Source organism: Acinetobacter sp. B-6, from assembly GCF_056930735.1.
The window spans coordinates 19,728-37,936 of the sequence record NZ_JBXPBY010000018.1 but is presented as its reverse complement, the minus strand read 5'-3'; the positions used below and the strand labels follow the sequence as shown (position 1 = coordinate 37,936).

Below are 18,209 nucleotides of genomic sequence, written 5' to 3'. Positions count from 1 at the left end.
CTTGTATCTAATCTAACGAGCTTAGCAGATCAAGCAAGATGACCTTATCACAATGCTTGCGTTACTTATTCTATTCATTGCAAATAATGCTTAAAAAAATACCGCCAGCATTTAGCCAGCGGTAGTCGACTTTAGTCAAACCATTAGGTATTTGCCTTCACTTCTGCAATCAATTGATCCACTACACTTGGATCAGCCAAAGTCGAGGTATCGCCTAAACTGTCTAATTCATTGGCAGCAATTTTTCTTAGAATCCGACGCATAATCTTACCTGAACGGGTCTTCGGTAAAGCTGGTGCCCAATAAATGGCATCTGGTGTTGCGACAGGTCCCAATACTTTACGAACCCAATTGACCAGTTCTTTACGCAATTCTTCTGTTTCAGCCTCGCCCGCTTGTAAGGTGACATAAGCTGCAATTCCTTGCCCCTTGATCTCATGAGGCATACCCACTACGGCAGATTCAGCAACTTTTTCATGCGCTACCAATGCACTTTCAATCTCAGCCGTACCTAAACGATGACCTGAAACATTCAATACATCATCGACGCGCCCAGTAATCCAGTAATAACCATCTTTATCCCGTCGTGCACCATCACCTGTGAAATAACTTCCAGGATAGGTTGAGAAATAGGCTTCAATAAATCGCTCAGGATCTCCCCAAATGGTGCGCATTTGCCCCGGCCAAGAATCCTTGATAATCAAGTTCCCTTCAGCTTCTCCTTGCAGTTCCTGACCTTCTGTATCAACCAGCGCAGGTTGTATTCCAAATAAAGGACGTGTTGCAGAACCTGGTTTTAGTGCAGTTGCGCCTGGCAATGGTGAAATTAAAATTCCGCCTGTTTCGGTTTGCCACCATGTATCGACAATCGGACAACGGCTTTCACCCACTACGGTATAATACCAATTCCAAGCTTCAGGATTTATTGGTTCACCTACTGAGCCCAATAAACGCAAACTACTGCGGTCACTCTCACGAACGAATGCATCACCCTCACGCATCATGGCGCGAATTGCTGTCGGTGCTGTATAAAGAATCGTAATATTATGCTTATCGACAATATGTCCAGTACGTGCCCAAGTTGGATATTGTGGAATCCCTTCAGACATTACTGTGGTAGTACCGTTAGAGAGTGGTCCATAAAGCACATAAGAATGCCCTGTAATCCATCCAACATCAGCAGTGCACCAAAACACATCATCTTGCTTAATATCAAATACTTCTCTAAAGGTTGAATTCACATAAGTCAGGTAACCCCCTGTAGTATGTAAAACACCTTTCGGTTTTCCTGTGGAACCTGAAGTATATAAGATAAATAAAGGATCTTCGGCGTTCATGGTTTCTGGCGGGCAGATGTCTGTCACCGTCATAATTTCCATGTGATACCACAAATCACGTCCCTCTTTCATCTGAATAGGGTGCCCAGTACGATGGACGACAATCATTTTTTCAACAGAACTGGTCCCCGCAAAAGTCAATGCAGCATCCACATTTTCTTTCAATGGAATAGTTTTTCCGCCACGCATTCCCTGATCAGCGGTAATGACTAATTTGGCTTGACTGTCATCAATTCGGCTGGCAAGAGAGTCAGGAGAGAATCCTCCAAAAACCACACAATGCACCGCCCCTATACGTGCACATGCCAACATCGCGATTGCAGCTTCAGGAATCATCGGCATATACAAAATGACCCGATCACCTTTGGTTATCCCATTTTTTTTCAATACATTGGCAAAACGACAGACTTCATCATGCAGCTCTTCAAAAGAAATAATTTTATGTCGTGATGGATGGTCACCTTCCCAGATGATTGCAGGTTTAAGTGGATGCTCTTTGAGGTGACGATCTAAACAGTTGGCACTGACATTCAATTCACCATCCGCAAACCATTCAATCTTAAAATGATCTTTGTCAAAATTGGTATTTTTAACTTGAGTAAATGGTTTGATCCAATCCAGTTTTCTTGCTGCTTCTGCCCAAAACTCGTCTGGATGCTCCACTGACTGTTGATAACGGTCAAAATACTCTTGTTCATTGGTTCTTGCGGTTTTTACAAATTGTTCTGGAACTGGATATATTTCGTTCATATTCTGCTTCCTTGATCTGTCATCTCATCACGAGATGTATGCCTACGTTATTGATTTTATTTGCTGCATGTGTTCAGTATTACGATAGCGCAATTTGATTAACAATTGTGCTTTGGTCGTAGACACGGGGGTCACTTTAACCATCGGAAAATGTTAAGTCATTTGCCAAAACATTCGAATTTTCAATATCTATGTCGCTTTTTTGATCTTATAATTTGTGGTGATAAGTGCATATGGTTTTTTTCAGAAAAAAACATTTCCTTACTGAATTTCTTCAACTGGACACAATCATCATGCAAACACAAGAATCCTCTTCATTTTTCTCAAAACAGGTCATACCACAAACTGATCATCCACTATCGATACACGGTCGTTTTAATCGTTTGAGTTATATTGCTTGGTTCGGGATCTTACAGCTGTTTTTTACTTTTGCACTGTTGAGTCTAAGTGTGATGTTGGGAATTTTGAATTTGGATTCAATGCATTTCAGCCAACATGCCATCCATTCTCTTTCTACACTCAGTCAAATGAGTTATATCTTATTGAGCTGCGCATATTTATATTTCATGTTCGTGGTGGTGATTCGTCGACTTCATGATCGCAATAAATCAGGTTGGTGGATAGTGCTGTGTTTGATTCCAATCATGCAGTTTTTTATGGCATTTTATTTGCTCTTTGCACGTGGTTGCAGCAAAGCCAACCGTTTCGGTCATCCCCGCCCATCTGCATTCATTGAAAAATTACTCGCTTGGTTGATGATCATTAGTTTTGTGATTGGATTATTTGCATCCACCAGTATCGTGTCTTTTATGGTAGGTACAGGAGAAATTGGCAGTCCCACTACGATCATTCAAAAGAGTACTGAATATTTTTAAAGCGGATTGACTTCGCAATCAACTTTATCAATGCTGGTAAAATTCTCATCAATATTATTTTATTTTTCGGTTATACGAAAAACTGTAATCAAGGCTTAACTTCTTTAAAATTTCAGGCAAAATATGCCAATTATTTTATTGGACATCATTGTGGCTGAAGATGCAAATGCATTGAGTACCGTTGCGCAAGACACGACTCAATTGATTAGTTCTGCAGGTGAAAAAACTGCGCAAACGGTAATTCAACATACCGAAAAATATAAAGATGCATATACAACCATTGATAAATTTGTAGATGGTTTTTGGGAGCGTATGCCTTATTTATGTATTGCGTTGATTGTCATCACTATTTTTTGGTTATTGTCTAAGCTGTTTAAATTCTTTGTTCGTCGAACACTCGAAAATCGCACCTACACACGCCAAAATTTAGTTTTAGTATTGAACCGTGTAGGCAGTACAGCGATTATATTTTTTGGTTTTTTAATTGCGATGGTCATTGCAATTCCAGGTTTTACGCCCGGTCAATTGATGAGTGCCTTGGGGATTGGTTCGGTTGCGATTGGTTTTGCCTTTAAAGATATTTTCCAAAATCTACTTTCAGGTATTTTAATTCTTTTAGGTGAACCGTTTAAAATTGGTGATGACATCATTGTGAATAACATGGAAGGTACGGTTGAAGATATTCAAATCCGTGCGACCTTCTTACGTTCACCTGACGGTCGCCGTATTGTGATTCCAAACGCAACGGTTTATACCAGCGCAGTCACGGTCAATACGGCTTATCAGCGTCGTCGATGTGAATTTGTAGTTGGTATTGGCTATGAAGATGATGTACAAAAGGCGAAGGATATTATCCTTAAATTACTGGATAAAGATCAGCGTATCCTGAGCCAACCGGGCTTTACTGTAAACGTAACTGCTTTAGCTGATTTCTCAGTCAATTTAACAGTTCGTTGGTGGGTAGATACCACTCAAGTTGTCACTGCTGCATCGATCAGTCAAATTCAAGAAAATGTACTTGAAGCCTTTGCAGAAAATAATATTTCCATCCCTTACCCAGTTCAGGAAGTCAAAGTATATCGTGGTGATCCATCTAGCGATGATCTTGAATCAGCTCGTGCTAAATAAGCGTCCAATTACATAAGGAATCGCAGTTTCAGTGCGTAGAATACGGTTGCCTAAGCTGACAGCTTGGCAGCCGTTTTTAATGAGCAAATCAATCTCATAAGGAATAAAACCACCCTCTGGACCAATAATTACAGTACATGCATGGTCAATCGCAAAAGGCATCTGTTGTTCGATATAAGGATGTGCCACATAAGCTGGGCTGTGTGCGTGAATCAACTGTGGTAAAACATCTTCCACAAAGGGCTTAAAGCGTTTATATAATTCTATTTTTGGGGCAATGGTATCCCCAGCTTGTTCCAACCCCAACGTTATGTAGTGTTCAATTTGTTGTAAAAAAGGCGTTTGCCAATAGCTTTTATCAACACGATAACTATGTATAAGTATAATCTGCTGCACACCCATTGTGACTGCATCCATGATCAAACGCCGCAATACTTTCGGACGTGGTAGAGCGACAATCAAAGTCATGGGTAGTTTTGCAGGAATGACTTCTTTTTGAATCGGTCTAATTAAAATCTCTTGTTCAGAAACGTCTATAATTTCCGTTAAATAGCGATCTCCATCTCGGACACCTACTTTCAATGTATCGCCAACCTTGACCGCGAGATGACGATGTAAATGTTCAAGTTGTCGATTGGAACTGATTTTCCAAATATCGGACTGCGTTTGACGAGGATCGAGAAGAACAATATTCATAATAAAGTCTGGTTCATTTGGCTTGATGCATTGCAATTTTTTACAACAACGGATTTCACAACAATACCGAATTATAGATAGCGATCAATCACGGCAATATGCTTCTGTAAAGAACCTTTATTACGATTCAATACTTCAACTGCATGCTGACTCAACTGTTGGGAAAAATCCTGATCTTCCACGCAACGAACCAATAGCTCAATAACCTCATCGACTGTTTGTCCAACTTTCACAGCATCTGCCTGTAAGAATTCATCTACGATTGCTTGGAAATTAAAATAACGTGGTCCAATCACAGTAGGAATATCTAAAACGATTGGTTCCAAAATATTATGACCACCCCCCGGTTCATTTAATGAGCCACCAACAAAACATGCTTGGCTCAAGGCATACCACAACCACATTTCGCCCATGCTATCGGCTAAATAAACTTGCGTATCCGTTTGGATTGTCTGTTCTAAACTACGGCGATGAGTGATTAAATCTAAGCTTTGTGCTGTCGAAAAAACATCATCAAAGCGTTCGGGATGACGGGGTACAACGATCAATACCCAGTCTGGATAACGTTCTAAGTATGGCTTAAATGCCATCAGTAGTTTTTCTTCTTCAGGTGCGTGCGTACTGGCGATGGTTATAATTTTTCGATCACTCAAGTGCCAATCATGTTGAAGCTGTTCAGCCTGCTGTAAAAATTGCACTGGTGCAGAAATATCGAATTTAATACTTCCAACCACTTCTGTTTTAACTTGCTGAATACCTAAATCAACAAAACGCTGCTGTGTCGCTTGATCCTGTGCCAATAAATAATCCATTTTTTGTAGCATCGGTAAAGTCAGACTGGGTGCTTTGGCATAACCTTTGGCTGACTTTTCTGAAAGTCTGGCATTGACCAAAATACACGGCACTTTAAATTGTTGGCTTTGATCAATTAGATTAGGCCAAAGTTCTGTTTCAACCAAAATCAGCAGTTTTGGCTGGTATTTTTGATAAAAATCAGCAATCAGATGCTTCTGATCCGCAGGCAAGTATACCGCTTGAAAAAGCGGCTGATACGGTGCTTTTAAAAATAATGATTTTGAGCGCGCTTGCCCTGTTTTTGTTGTATTGGTCACTAAAACAGCATGACCTGCTTTTAGATAATGCTCAATTAAAGGTTGTGCTGCATTGGTTTCACCTACAGAGACACAGTGAAACCAAATTGCATGTTGATTTTTTACTGATTGAAATGGACCAAAACGTTCAAGACATTCTTGTTGGTATTCCGCCATATTTTGTGCACGTTTTTTAATTCGCCAACGATACAAAGGTTTGACGATTACAAGTGCTGCGTTATACCAGAAAGGAGTAGCCAAACAGAATGCCTCTATACAAATCAATGGGCAAATATAACAGAGCATTATTCAGTTGTTAATGAATAATATTTAACGATTTGTTGTCACGGCACTGGAAAACTTTTTACTAAAGCCAAGACATGTAATCCATTAGTACAAAAGCATGCTTTGTTTAGCTGATCAGAAATGAAATCTAATCGGAATTTTATGGGTTGAAGCATAGATATTTATACTACAACCCAATCTGATCTTTTGCGATTGCGATATGAACGAGATCCTATGATGCAAAGCTTTGCATATTTTAGCTATATGAAGTCAGCTACATACGCTCTAGTAAAAAATCGTTTTAGCTCATAAAACAACAATGTGATTAAGCTAAAGCTGGATAATCAATATAGCCTTCTGCTGTTTGCGAACCAATCATATTTTCAAACACCAATTCATTCAAAGGTGCATCCTGAACCAGGCGCTCAAACAAATCAGGATTGGCAATATACGCCTTACCAAATGACACAGCATCTGCCTGACCAGATGCTAGTAATTGAATCGCATCTTCACGACTTAAACGCATATTGGCAATATACGGTACGCCACCTGAACGCTGCTTCATATATTGACTGATACTGTCTTCAGCCAAATACTCACGGGTAAAGAAAAATGCAATTTTACGCTGACCAAGTTGCTCAAGTGCATAACCAAAAGTTTCACGTGGATCAGCGTCACCCATATCATGTTCATCGCCACGCGGTGCGAGATGTACACCAACACGACCTGCGCCCCATACTTCGATTAAAGCATCTACTACTTCGAGTAAAAAGCGGACGCGATTTTCTACCGAACCACCATATTCATCCTCACGATGATTGGTTGAACTTTGTAAGAATTGATCGATCAAATAACCATTGGCTGCATGTAATTCCACACCATCAAAACCTGCTTGTTTGGCTTTGATTGCAGCTTGTTTATATTGTTCCGTAATGCTGTGAATTTCAGAAATTTCTAAAGTACGTGGAATCACATAGTCACGTTTAGGACGTAGTAGACTGACCTGACCTGCTTGCTGAATCGAACTCGCAGATACAGGGGTTTCACCATTAAGTAAATCTGGATGTGAAACACGACCAACATGCCATAACTGCGCCACAATTAACCCACCTCGATCATGCACTGCTTGAGTCACAGGTTTCCATCCTGCTACCTGTGCTTCAGTAAATAATCCAGGGGTATTGAGATAGCCATTGGCTTCTTCTGAAATGACAGTAGCTTCAGAAATGATTAAACCTGCACTAGCACGTTGTGCATAGTATTCAACCATCATTGCTGTAGGTACACGATCAGCGGTGGCACGGCTACGCGTTAATGGAGCCATCACCACACGATTTTTGAGATGTAAATCGCCAAGTACAAGGGGAGAATTGAGTTCAGCCATATTTGCCTCATCACTCGCTGTCCCGAATTTGAGACCTTAAAGCGAGTTTTGTAGATAATCAATATATTGCTGAATGAGCGCTTCATTGCGTGAAAAGTATGACCACTGACCATATTTTTCTGCCTGAATTAATCCTGACTGTTGTAAAACAGACAAATGATTTGACATGGTAGATTGAGAGACATTACCGAGTCTTTCGATATTCCCTGCACACACACCACGCCCAAAGCCACCGCACTGCTCTTCTGACAAATATTGTTGTGGGTTTTTAAGCCACTCCAAAATCTGACGTCGAGTCGGATTCGCCAATGCTTTAGAAATTAAATCAATATCCATCTTAGACACATTCAATTCAGAGCAAAGCTCCATTCAGCATCTTTGCATTTAATATATCGCATTTTCCCGATTTTAATATCGATTTTTTTAGATATATTGCAAAAATACAGATAAAGCTTTGCTTTTGTTAAAATTTTAAATTAAAGACCTTGTTTTAAACTGGCTTCAATAAATTTATCCAGATCACCATCCAATACTGCACCGGTATTTGAGTTTTCTACGCCTGTACGTAAGTCTTTAATACGAGAGTCATCCAATACATATGAACGAATCTGACTTCCCCAACCGATATCCGATTTGGAATCTTCAAGCGCTTGAGCTGCCTCATTACGTTTACTCATTTCCAATTCGTATAATTTGGCACGTAATTGTTTCCAAGCATGGTCACGGTTGGCATGTTGTGAACGTTGGTTCTGACAAGCCACCACAATTCCTGTTGGTGCATGAGTTAAACGGACGGCTGAGTCTGTTTTGTTAATGTGCTGACCACCCGCACCTGATGCACGGTAGGTATCTGTACGCACGTCAGCAGGATTAATATCAATTTCAATATTATCGTCAACTTCAGGTGAAACAAATACCGCTGAGAATGAGGTGTGACGGCGGTTACCAGAGTCAAAGGGTGACTTACGGACTAAACGGTGCACACCTGATTCGGTACGTAACCAACCATATGCATACTCACCTTCTACACGGATTGTTGCAGATTTGATACCCGCAACATCACCATCAGATTCTTCCATCAACTCTGCTTTAAAGCCATGACGTTCAATCCAACGCATATACATACGTAACAGCATAGAAGCCCAATCTTGCGCTTCGGTACCACCAGAACCTGCTTGGATTTCTACATAGCAAGGATTCGGATCCATTGGATTACTAAACATACGACGGAATTCAAGTTTTGCCAACTCTTCTTCAGCCGAGCTCAATTCAGCTTGTACATCAGCCAATAAGCTTTCATCATCTGCTTCAACTGCTAGATCAAGCATAGCTTGGGCGTCATCTAACTGCGTTGCCAAACCTTCTAATACATTGATGACGTTTTCAAGCTCGCCTTTTTCTTTCGCCATAGCTTGTGCACGGCTTTGATCATTCCAGATCGCAGGATCTTCTAACTCGCGGAGAACCTCTTCTAAACGCTCTTTCTTTAGATCGTAGTCAAAGATACCCCCGTAGTGTTAGACCACGGTCATTTAAGTCTTTTAGCTGAACTAGATAAGGATTAATTTCCACGAGTTTTAATCTCACATTTGACGTCTTTTAATTCGCAGGCATTCTACCACAGAGTACAAAAAGTTGAGATATGGCTTTTTATAGTTCCATATAAAGCTCAGTAATGCTCTTCAAACATGAGGGAAATAAATTAATCTTCACAATCTCTTTAATCACTTTGTAACCGTCGATTATGGTGTTCAAAAATGATACTACTGATAAATTAATTAAGAGCTCGTTAACGCCTACATACTTTTTTATTACAAAGTATGTCCATCACTTACCCAAAGCCTACTAATATCCACATTATCCACACAGTTTTAATAAAACAAAACACAATATTTAAATTATATTTATCATATATTTAATATTAATTATTTACATATACTCACTATTGTTACAGTCTCGTTACCATCACATGGTTGACGATTTTTGAATTTCACCTAAACTCAAAATTGTAACTAAACATGTATAAATCAATTCTTCTTCATAGGGGGCAAATTCCATGAAAAAATTAGCAATTGCATCTGCAATCTTTTCCGTAGCCGCTTTAACTGGCACTGCACATGCTTACCAAGCAGAAGTAGGTGGTTCTTATACTTATAATGATTGGGACAACTCTGATGCTACTCATAACTTCGGTGTAGATGGTACTTATTACTTTAAACCAGTACAAACACGTAACTCACCGTTGAATGAAGCTGCATTTTTAGATCGTGCAAGTAATGTAAAAGCCAATGTAGAATATGCAAAAAACAGCGGTGTAAAAGACAGCCAATACGGTGCTGGTCTTGAATACTTCGTACCAAACTCTGACTTCTATGTAAGTGGTCGTATTGGTCGTGACGAACATGAAGTCGATCGTACAGACATCGACAATAAAGTAACAACTTACGGTGCTGAAGTGGGTTATTTACCTGCACCAGGTTTATTACTTGCTTTGGGTGTAACGGGTTATGACGTTAAAAACGGTGATGACGGCGCAGACCCAACTGTACGTGCTAAATATGTGACTAAAGTGGGTCAATATGATGCTAACTTTGAAGCATTTGGCGCATTCGGTGATTTAGACGAATATAAAGTACGTGGTGACTTATATTTAGATAAAACTTTAAGTGTTGGTGCTGATTACTATAACAATGATCTTACGAAACGTGATGAATGGGGTATTTCTGCGAAGAAATTCTTCAATCAAAACGTAAGCTTAGAAGGTCGTGTTGGTTTCGGTGATGACTACAACACTTATGGCGTTCGTGCTGGATACCGTTTCTAAGTTAAAATCCAAGATGACATTAAAAGCCAGTCACTTGACTGGCTTTTTTGTTTTTTATAACAATTTATAATGTCGCTAATTTTGCAGCGTAAATTATTTACCAAAAATTGTATCTCGATGAAATTCTAAATAATATTGATGTTTCGAATGAAATTCAAAATATGCTTTTGAAGGTATTTTAAAAAATTCTTTATCGACATCAGTTAATTGAGAACTCAATAAAGTATTTCCGCTCTGATCAAAAGAAATTAAACCTTGATCAAATAATCTGTCAAAATTTGGGACGAGCAATAATCCATTATATTCATCACTTCTTTCTTCATCCTCAGATTTTGCCCAAGGTTTTATATGAGATGCTGTCAATAACTGCGGATTCTTGTAGCCAGTTACAGCACAGTAGGGATGCAAATCAAATAATTTTTTTCGAAACTTGTATTGCGTAAGACGTATCATCACCAATCTTTCAGCTTCTGAGGTAAAATTTTGATTTGCCGTGAATATATTTCGATCTCGAATATCAAATTCTTTTAAATAATTTCCATAATGGTTGAGCGCAGAAGAGTACATATTATTCCCAACATGATTGCGCTCTTTATAAATATCTAGAGTGAAGATCATCTTTTTTAGAGCGTCAAACTCAATACTATTTTTTGGCAACTGATAACTTGGAAGCCATTCACCGATTCTATTTTGAATCACCAAAACATATTTGGACGCTGTTGCGGTTGATAATCTTCTTTCTTCTATCAACCAATGATAAAAATCCATAAGCATCTCTAATTATTCTATTTTTCAACTATACATTAAAAAAGGACGCTTATGCGTCCTTTAATTTAGTCATTAATTTTTTCTAAACTACTGCTGCCGTGAGCATAACTCTTGGCGTAAAATCAGCAAGAAGCGTTGCTTTTAGAAAGCCCCCACTGCCGCGGGCACAGCCCTTGGCGTAATTCAGGCAAGAAGCGTTGCTTTTAGAAAGCTCCTACTGCCGCGGGCACAGCCCTTGGCGTAATTCAGGCAAGAAGCGTTGCTTTTAGAAAGCTCCTGCTGCCGCGGGCACAGCCCTTGGCGTAATTCAGGCAAGAAGCGTTGCTTTTAGAAAGCTCCTGCTGCCGCGGGCACAGCCCTTGGCGTAATTCAGGCAAGAAGCTTCGCTTCTTGAAACCCCTGAATTACTCCCATTCAATTGTTGCTGGTGGCTTAGAAGATACGTCATATACCACACGAGAAACATCTTTAATTTCATTCATGATACGTGTCGAGATTTTATCCACCAACTCATACGGCAAGTGAGCAAAACGAGCCGTCATAAAGTCAACAGTTTCAACCGCACGCAGCGCAATGACCCAAGCATAACGACGACCGTCACCCACCACACCCACTGATTTGACAGGTTGGAATACAGCGAAAGCTTGCGCAGTTTTATCATACCAACCACTTGCACGAAGCTCTTGCATAAAGATGTCATCTGCAAGGCGAAGAATATCAGCATATTCTTTCTTCACTTCACCCAAAATACGAACACCTAAACCTGGACCTGGGAATGGGTGACGATACAGCATTTCATGTGGTAAGCCTAAAGTTGTCCCTAAACGACGCACTTCATCTTTAAACAAATCACGAATTGGCTCAACCAACTCGAATGCCAAATCTTCAGGTAAACCACCCACATTATGGTGTGATTTAATCACATGCGCCTTACCATTTTTAGTTGCCGCAGACTCAATCACGTCAGGGTAAATCGTACCTTGCGCAAGGAAGTTTACACCATCAAGTTTACGTGCTTCTTCTGCAAATACTTCGATGAATTCACGACCAATAATTTTACGTTTTTTCTCTGGATCAACTTCACCTGCAAGTGCAGATAAGAAGCGATTTTCAGCATCCGCACGAATCACACGAATACCCATGTTTTTCGCGAACATATCCATCACTTGCTGACCTTCGTTTAAACGAAGTAAACCGTTGTCAACAAATACACATGTCAATTGATCACCAATTGCTTTATGAAGCAATGCAGCAACAACTGAAGAATCCACACCACCAGAAAGACCTAAAAGAACTTTTTGATCACCAATTTGCTCACGTAATTGTTCAACACGTAAGTCGATGATATTTTCAGAGTTCCAAAGATTACGGCAACCACAGATTCCATGTACGAAGTTAGACAATAACTCTGCACCTTTAGCGGTATGAGTAACTTCTGGGTGGAATTGCACACCATAAAAACGACGAGTTTCATCACTCACTGCTGCAAACGGGCAACTTGGTGTACTTGCAGTCACTTTAAAGCCTTCAGGGATTGCTGAAACTTTATCGCCATGGCTCATCCAAACATTGAGTTTGTCTTCGCCATCGTTTAAATCGCCAAGCAGTTGGTCACGAACCAAGACATCAACGGCAGCATAACCAAACTCATGTACTGTACCTGGTTCTACTTTACCGCCAAGCTGTTCAGACATGGTTTGTAAACCATAGCAAATACCCAATACTGGTACGCCTAATTCGAATACACATTTTGGCGCACGTGGACTACCTTCCTCATGCACACTCTCTGGACCACCCGACAAGATGATACCATTTGGATTAAAGGCACGAATGTCTTCTTCAGACATATCAAAAGCATACATTTCAGAATATACACCAGCTTCACGTACACGGCGTGCAATAAGCTGGCTATATTGAGAACCGAAATCCAAGATAAGGATACGATCTTCAGTAATTTGAGTATTGGTAGTCATGAGTCAACAACTATGCAGGCAAACGAATATAAGCGCCATATTCTATCATTTTTATAAGCTGTACGCACTCCATTCAAGCAAGTTCGCAATCTTTCTAAAAAATCATTTTAAATAATCAACTTATAGATTCATTTTCTGTTTAATGATTTCGATCAATTCGGTTGGTGTCATACACCGATTTAAAAAACTTTCTAAACAACCTTCATTCGTCACTTCTCTAAAAAAAACCTCATGATCTGTGCCAAATAGGGTCGGATTTTCAGGACAGGGATCTGAGGCACAAATATATAAATGATCAGGAAAACTATAGCGGTAAAATAGTTGTAAAAGCTCAGGTTTTGGATTTTGAGTCAGTTGGATGATTGCGTTGAGATCAACATCATCGTCTAAAAAGTCATCATTCCATTCTTTAAAATCAGCCGTGCCTTCTTTATAAGGAGTAAAGAGTATGGGTTGCCAAAAGCTTTGCCCTCGTCCTTCTTCAGTCAGTTGATAATATTCTTGAATCAGTTGAGTGAAAAAGGCATCAGGATTTTTATCGAGTTCGGCTTGATGTTGATCGATATATTCACCTAGACCATAAATAGGTTCTTGATCATCCGCTGTTGCCCAAGGCGTATCTTGAGGTCGTTCATATAAAACGCTATTGAAACGAATAGCGCATAAGTCATCTATCCACGATACTCCTTTGATCTGGTCAATATTACCACCAAGCGCCTGTATTCTTTCTAAGATTTCTTTTTTCATTGTGCAAGCTTAAATAAGGTCTTTGACATAGCATAAACCGATTCATCTGTTTGAATAAACCAAAATCAAAACACAAAAAAGCCAGAGATTGATCTGGCTTGTTTGCATGTTCAGTTTTATTTTTCAATGGCATGATCAATACTGAAACGCCCTGCTCCATGAAGCATTAAGAAAAATAGACCACCCGCCATTGCAAAGTTTTTCATAAAGTTAATTGCATCTGTTTCACCACCGTGGAATAAGAAAGCCGTAATCAAACTAAAAACACCTAAACCAAATGCAGCAAATCGTGCTTGAAAACCAAATAACAACGCTAAACCACCACCAAACTCAACCAAAATTGTTAAAGGCAACATTGCACCCGGTACACCCATAGATTCCATATAACCGACTGTTGCACTATATGCTGTGATTTTTCCCCAACCTGCCACAAGGAAAATATAAGCCATTAAGATTCGAGCAACCAATGCAATGAATGCATTCGTACTTGGCTGATTTACAATATTTTTAACTACAACATTTGGATTAAACATGAGAACACCTAAATTTGTATTTCGTTTTGAAGATGGATATATATTAGTCAGTAAAAATTTTCAGATCGATACCTAAATTTTAAACTTATCGTTTCAAATTAAGAACAATGATAAATTTAAATATTTACTTTTTAATACTGACTTTCATAACTCACACTGCTAGGATTTGTGCACCAATTCGCATAGTTTTTGCCTTATGGATCTGATTGATTTTATTTTGCATATAGATGAGCACCTTTTTGAATTTATTAAAAATTACGGTGTTTGGGTATATGGAATCTTATTCCTGATTATTTTCGTTGAAACAGGTCTAGTGGTCATGCCCTTTTTACCTGGGGACAGCTTACTCTTTGCAGCGGGTGCTTTAGCTGCATCTACAGGTGCAATGGATCCAACCGTTTTAATTGTACTGTTATTTATTGCCGCCGTTCTTGGTGATACTTTAAATTACCATATTGGCAAGTATATTGGTCCACGTGTTTTCGAAATTGATTCAAAATTTATCAATAAAGAACATTTGCTTAAAACCTCACAGTTTTTTGAAAAGCATGGTGGAAAAACGATTATTTTTGCTCGTTTTATTCCTTTTGCCCGTACATTTGCGCCCTTTGTGGCAGGTGCAGGAAGTATGAATTATAAATACTTTCTCACTTATAATGCGGTAGGTGGAATTTGCTGGGTGGGTTCTTTTATTATTTTAGGTTATTTATTCGGTAATATGCCAATCGTGAAAGATAATTTCACCCATTTAGTATTTGGTATTATTATTTTAAGCGTACTCCCTGGCATCATTGGCTATATCCGTCATAAGTTTTTTAACAAACATAAACTGCCAGACAATGAATAAATGACTCGCAAAAGATTCATATAACAACACAGCCGATTTTAAAATCGGCTGTGTTGTTTCTGTTTAAAGTGTTTATTTTTTTACTTGCTGACGTTTAGGTACATAAGGACAGTTTTTAAATTGAGCTGCTTGTGAAAGCGCATCTTGCTCACCATAGAGGCGAGATAGTTCAGTGTTCTTAGTGTTTGAAGATTGTCCTAAATTCACCGAGATACTTGGACCAATTCCCCAACCCCAGCCACCGCTGCCCCAACCACCACCAACACCTAAACCAACTCCAACACCTGTGCGTTTTGCTGGTTGAACACCATTATTGATATATTGTTGAATGCGGTTAAATTCTGTTGCCAGTTGCATACAGTTCATGGATTGATACTGCGTTGGTGACACATAGGTCGGCTTCACCGTCGTCGCACATGCAGATACAAGTACCGTCGTTAAGGCAACAACGGTTAATTTAGCAGAAGTCATTTTCAATGATTTCATTACAATCTCGAAATTATTTTTTATCAATCTCATTGAACAATGATTGATAGGCTTGAGTCAATTTATGATCTGTAGCCAAATGAATTAATGGTAGATTTTTATGATGTGACTCTTTCATTAACACGGATGGTGGCAACATATTTTCTAAAACAGGCAAGCCTTCATCTTTGAGTTGCTGGACCACTTCACGCGGTAATTTGGCTTGTGCCTGATATTGATTCACCACAATACCTTCAATTTCAAGGCGATCATTATGGTCATCTTGTGTTTCAATAACATTTTCAATCAAAGTTTGTAATGCTCGTTTTGAGAACACATCACAATCAAATGGAATCAATACGCGATCTGCCGAAATCAACGCAGACAAGGTAAAGAAGTTAAATGCTGGAGGTGTATCAATATAAATACGCTCATATTGATCAGACAAAGTTTGAATAGCATCACGCAGTTTATAAATCTTATGCTTTGATTCTAAAGCATGCTCTAATTCACCCAAACTCGGACTCGCTGGCAATACATCTAAATCTTTAAATGGTGAGCGATGAATGTATTGTTCAAAGCCCTTATTCTTTGTTTTGAGAAGTGTGCCCAATGCATTACCAATCAGACCTTTTTGCTGATTATTTCCCAGCACATCATTAAAGAAGTTTTCAATATTGGGTTCTAAAGCTGTCTTTTCCGCAGAATAGGTTGCATCGTCGCCTAACAAATATTGGCTTGAGTTTGCTTGAGGATCTAAGTCGATCACCAGTGTTTTAAAACCTTGATAGGCACTAATGGCTGCGAGATTTACGGTAATACTTGATTTCCCTACACCGCCCTTTTGGTTAAACACCACACGAGTCAACATATCAATCCCCCAATATCTCATTATTTTTAAACGTGTATACAGTTTAACCTAGACCTTATCCAAGTGTGAAATTCATGTCTGACAATCAGCTAAAAACTGGTTTAATCATCACCAAGCTTAAGGTTGCAATCAACGCTACTGCTCCAATCACCATACCTGCACGGCGTTGAACCAAAAGCACCGAATCATCTTTTTTATAGGCTTTAATTTGTGAGGAAAGAAAGACAATAAACAGCATGACTTTGGCATAGAACCACGGCTGTACTTTGAAATCATTGATGATTAATAAAGTGATACCCGTGAGCACAATGACTGTCAATGAAAGATGCTGTAAGGCAACCAAGGCAACACGTCCTTTTGGACTTGGCTGTTGACCTTGCGTACCTACAAATAAAGTCACTGCACGTAACACAAAAACCAGTATGAGTAAGACCACACTGCTCATGTGAATAATTTTAACTAATAGATGTATATCCATCTTAAATCATCCTAAGTGTTATGACTTAGGTGCATGTGCACATTCAGGGCTTGCAGGTGCTTGACCTTGCCATTCACTTGGGATGTAGGCATGAATCGCCAAAGCATGAATTTTTCCAGGGCTAAGGAGTTCTTGAGCGACTGCATAGACCTTTTGATGTCGCTGTACCAAACGTAATCCAGCAAATTGCTCACTGACGATCACCACTTTAAAATGTGATTCTTTACCCGGAAAATATCCACCATGACCTGAAGACTCATTGATCACTTCTAAATGAGATGGCTCAAGTTGATTTAACTGTTCAATCAATTGCTGTTCTAAACTCATGCGCTTTCCTTTTAGAGATGCCAACGGGTAGATTCCATAGTATAACGGATTCTTGATACTTCTCCGTGACTAAAGCTAGACTTTTACAACCAGATTAGAATGTTTTAAATTGAATTTTGAATTTTTTTCATAAAAATGTCTTTATTTTATGCAATTAACCCTGAACCTTGCAGAAAAATCTTGACCCTATCATTTGTTGATGTATTATACACCGCATGCGGGAATAGCTCAGTTGGTAGAGCATAACCTTGCCAAGGTTGGGGTCGGGAGTTCGAGTCTCCTTTCCCGCTCAAATTTTTTTTATTCAGTTTTTTATTTAAAAAATTGGACAGACTCCGCGGGAATAGCTCAGTTGGTAGAGCATAACCTTGCCAAGGTTGGGGTCGGGAGTTCGAGTCTCCTTTCCCGCTCCAAAATTTTTTTATTCAGTTTTTTATTTAAAAAATTGGACAGACTCCGCGGGAATAGCTCAGTTGGTAGAGCATAACCTTGCCAAGGTTGGGGTCGGGAGTTCGAGTCTCCTTTCCCGCTCCAAATTCAAAAAGCCCTGATCGAAAGATCGGGGCTTTTTTTTGCCTAAAAAACTTTTCAGTTTACAGGTTTTCGACAACATTCATTAGACATCTTTTCAATCTCATTCTCTTTTTTAACTTATCCAACCCCATTACACCTGAATCAAAAGCCTTCCATCAACAACAATCATAAGCTTATGATTTAATTATTTATAAAAAAGCTTATCTATCATCAGAGATAATTTTTATTATGCATTTTTACTGATACATCATTTGAAATATTTAGCCCCTTAAATTATTGCTTTACAAAAGAAAAAA

At 39.2% G+C, this 18,209-nt stretch carries 18 protein-coding genes and 3 tRNA genes; 7 read left to right on the top strand and 14 right to left on the bottom strand.

What is annotated here, in order from left to right:
* Window positions 1–143: 143 nt before the first annotated feature.
* On the bottom strand, window positions 144–2,087 hold the full coding sequence (acs, locus tag AC1Z3T_RS18500) for an acetate--CoA ligase (protein ID WP_483396850.1): 1,944 nt from the start codon (window positions 2,085–2,087) through the stop codon (window positions 144–146).
* Window positions 2,088–2,380: 293 nt separating this feature from the next.
* Between acs and AC1Z3T_RS18495 the strand changes: the two genes are divergently transcribed.
* Window positions 2,381–2,962, top strand: a complete 582-nt coding sequence (locus AC1Z3T_RS18495; protein WP_151779201.1) for a DUF805 domain-containing protein — start codon at window positions 2,381–2,383, stop codon at window positions 2,960–2,962.
* A 123-nt stretch (window positions 2,963–3,085) separates the two neighbouring features.
* Window positions 3,086–4,090 carry a mechanosensitive ion channel family protein gene (locus tag AC1Z3T_RS18490; protein ID WP_004832039.1) on the top strand — a complete coding sequence of 335 codons (1,005 nt, stop codon included), beginning with the start codon at window positions 3,086–3,088 and terminating at the stop codon, window positions 4,088–4,090.
* On the opposite strand, the gene AC1Z3T_RS18485 is transcribed toward AC1Z3T_RS18490, so the two are convergent.
* The 5 genes from AC1Z3T_RS18485 to prfB form a co-directional block, all read right to left on the bottom strand.
* Window positions 4,073–4,786, bottom strand: coding sequence for a 16S rRNA (uracil(1498)-N(3))-methyltransferase (locus AC1Z3T_RS18485; RefSeq protein WP_151804879.1), 714 nt, complete (start codon window positions 4,784–4,786; stop codon window positions 4,073–4,075). The genes AC1Z3T_RS18490 and AC1Z3T_RS18485 overlap by 18 nt on opposite strands.
* A gap of 71 nt (window positions 4,787–4,857) precedes the next feature.
* Entirely contained in the window at window positions 4,858–6,138 is a 1,281-nt protein-coding gene (locus tag AC1Z3T_RS18480; protein WP_483396849.1) for a 3-deoxy-D-manno-octulosonic acid transferase, read from the bottom strand.
* A gap of 349 nt (window positions 6,139–6,487) precedes the next feature.
* Entirely contained in the window at window positions 6,488–7,546 is a 1,059-nt protein-coding gene (locus AC1Z3T_RS18475; protein WP_151962140.1) for an alkene reductase, read from the bottom strand.
* Between the two features lie 36 nt (window positions 7,547–7,582).
* A complete protein-coding gene (locus AC1Z3T_RS18470; protein ID WP_009585144.1) occupies window positions 7,583–7,882 on the bottom strand; it encodes an ArsR/SmtB family transcription factor in 300 nt (99 codons plus the stop codon).
* A 140-nt stretch (window positions 7,883–8,022) separates the two neighbouring features.
* A protein-coding gene (prfB, locus tag AC1Z3T_RS18465; protein ID WP_100250478.1) for a peptide chain release factor 2 occupies window positions 8,023–9,118 on the bottom strand; the annotation gives its coding sequence in 2 pieces (ribosomal slippage) (window positions 8,023–9,045 and window positions 9,047–9,118; 1,095 coding nt in all).
* 484 nt (window positions 9,119–9,602) lie between these two features.
* Between prfB and AC1Z3T_RS18460 the strand changes: the two genes are divergently transcribed.
* The gene (locus AC1Z3T_RS18460; protein WP_009585116.1) at window positions 9,603–10,370 is read left to right on the top strand and encodes a putative porin; all 768 of its coding nucleotides are present in this window, start codon (window positions 9,603–9,605) and stop codon (window positions 10,368–10,370) included.
* Between the two features lie 93 nt (window positions 10,371–10,463).
* Here the strand turns inward: AC1Z3T_RS18460 and AC1Z3T_RS18455 are convergent, their stop codons facing one another.
* The 4 genes from AC1Z3T_RS18455 to AC1Z3T_RS18440 all read right to left on the bottom strand — a co-directional run bounded on the left by AC1Z3T_RS18455 (window position 10,464) and on the right by AC1Z3T_RS18440 (window position 14,391).
* On the bottom strand, window positions 10,464–11,138 hold the full coding sequence (locus tag AC1Z3T_RS18455) for an HNH endonuclease (protein WP_262540710.1): 675 nt from the start codon (window positions 11,136–11,138) through the stop codon (window positions 10,464–10,466).
* A gap of 404 nt (window positions 11,139–11,542) precedes the next feature.
* Complete coding sequence (gene guaA, locus AC1Z3T_RS18450; RefSeq protein WP_004832057.1) at window positions 11,543–13,111, bottom strand: glutamine-hydrolyzing GMP synthase; 1,569 nt, start codon at window positions 13,109–13,111, stop codon at window positions 11,543–11,545.
* Window positions 13,112–13,231: 120 nt separating this feature from the next.
* Window positions 13,232–13,858, bottom strand: a complete 627-nt coding sequence (locus AC1Z3T_RS18445) for a hypothetical protein (protein ID WP_309803238.1) — start codon at window positions 13,856–13,858, stop codon at window positions 13,232–13,234.
* 116 nt (window positions 13,859–13,974) lie between these two features.
* Window positions 13,975–14,391, bottom strand: a complete 417-nt coding sequence (locus AC1Z3T_RS18440) for a DoxX family protein (protein WP_009585111.1) — start codon at window positions 14,389–14,391, stop codon at window positions 13,975–13,977.
* A 196-nt stretch (window positions 14,392–14,587) separates the two neighbouring features.
* Between AC1Z3T_RS18440 and AC1Z3T_RS18435 the strand changes: the two genes are divergently transcribed.
* Window positions 14,588–15,238, top strand: coding sequence for a DedA family protein (locus AC1Z3T_RS18435; RefSeq protein WP_004832063.1), 651 nt, complete (start codon window positions 14,588–14,590; stop codon window positions 15,236–15,238).
* Window positions 15,239–15,310: 72 nt separating this feature from the next.
* On the opposite strand, the gene AC1Z3T_RS18430 is transcribed toward AC1Z3T_RS18435, so the two are convergent.
* The 4 genes from AC1Z3T_RS18430 to AC1Z3T_RS18415 form a co-directional block, all read right to left on the bottom strand.
* A complete protein-coding gene (locus AC1Z3T_RS18430; protein ID WP_004832065.1) occupies window positions 15,311–15,724 on the bottom strand; it encodes a hypothetical protein in 414 nt (137 codons plus the stop codon).
* A gap of 13 nt (window positions 15,725–15,737) precedes the next feature.
* On the bottom strand, window positions 15,738–16,574 hold the full coding sequence (locus AC1Z3T_RS18425) for a ParA family protein (RefSeq protein WP_005034655.1): 837 nt from the start codon (window positions 16,572–16,574) through the stop codon (window positions 15,738–15,740).
* Between the two features lie 85 nt (window positions 16,575–16,659).
* On the bottom strand, window positions 16,660–17,052 hold the full coding sequence (locus AC1Z3T_RS18420) for a SirB2 family protein (RefSeq protein ID WP_483396847.1): 393 nt from the start codon (window positions 17,050–17,052) through the stop codon (window positions 16,660–16,662).
* Window positions 17,053–17,070: 18 nt separating this feature from the next.
* Window positions 17,071–17,379, bottom strand: a complete 309-nt coding sequence (locus tag AC1Z3T_RS18415) for a BolA family protein (protein WP_004832071.1) — start codon at window positions 17,377–17,379, stop codon at window positions 17,071–17,073.
* Window positions 17,380–17,596: 217 nt separating this feature from the next.
* On the opposite strand from AC1Z3T_RS18415, the gene AC1Z3T_RS18410 reads away from it, so the two are divergent.
* The 3 genes from AC1Z3T_RS18410 to AC1Z3T_RS18400 all read left to right on the top strand — a co-directional run bounded on the left by AC1Z3T_RS18410 (window position 17,597) and on the right by AC1Z3T_RS18400 (window position 17,913).
* Window positions 17,597–17,669: transfer RNA gene (locus AC1Z3T_RS18410), tRNA-Gly, on the top strand.
* A 47-nt stretch (window positions 17,670–17,716) separates the two neighbouring features.
* Window positions 17,717–17,792 (top strand) — tRNA-Gly (locus AC1Z3T_RS18405).
* A gap of 45 nt (window positions 17,793–17,837) precedes the next feature.
* Window positions 17,838–17,913: transfer RNA gene (locus AC1Z3T_RS18400), tRNA-Gly, on the top strand.
* The last annotated feature ends 296 nt before the right edge of the window (window positions 17,914–18,209 follow it).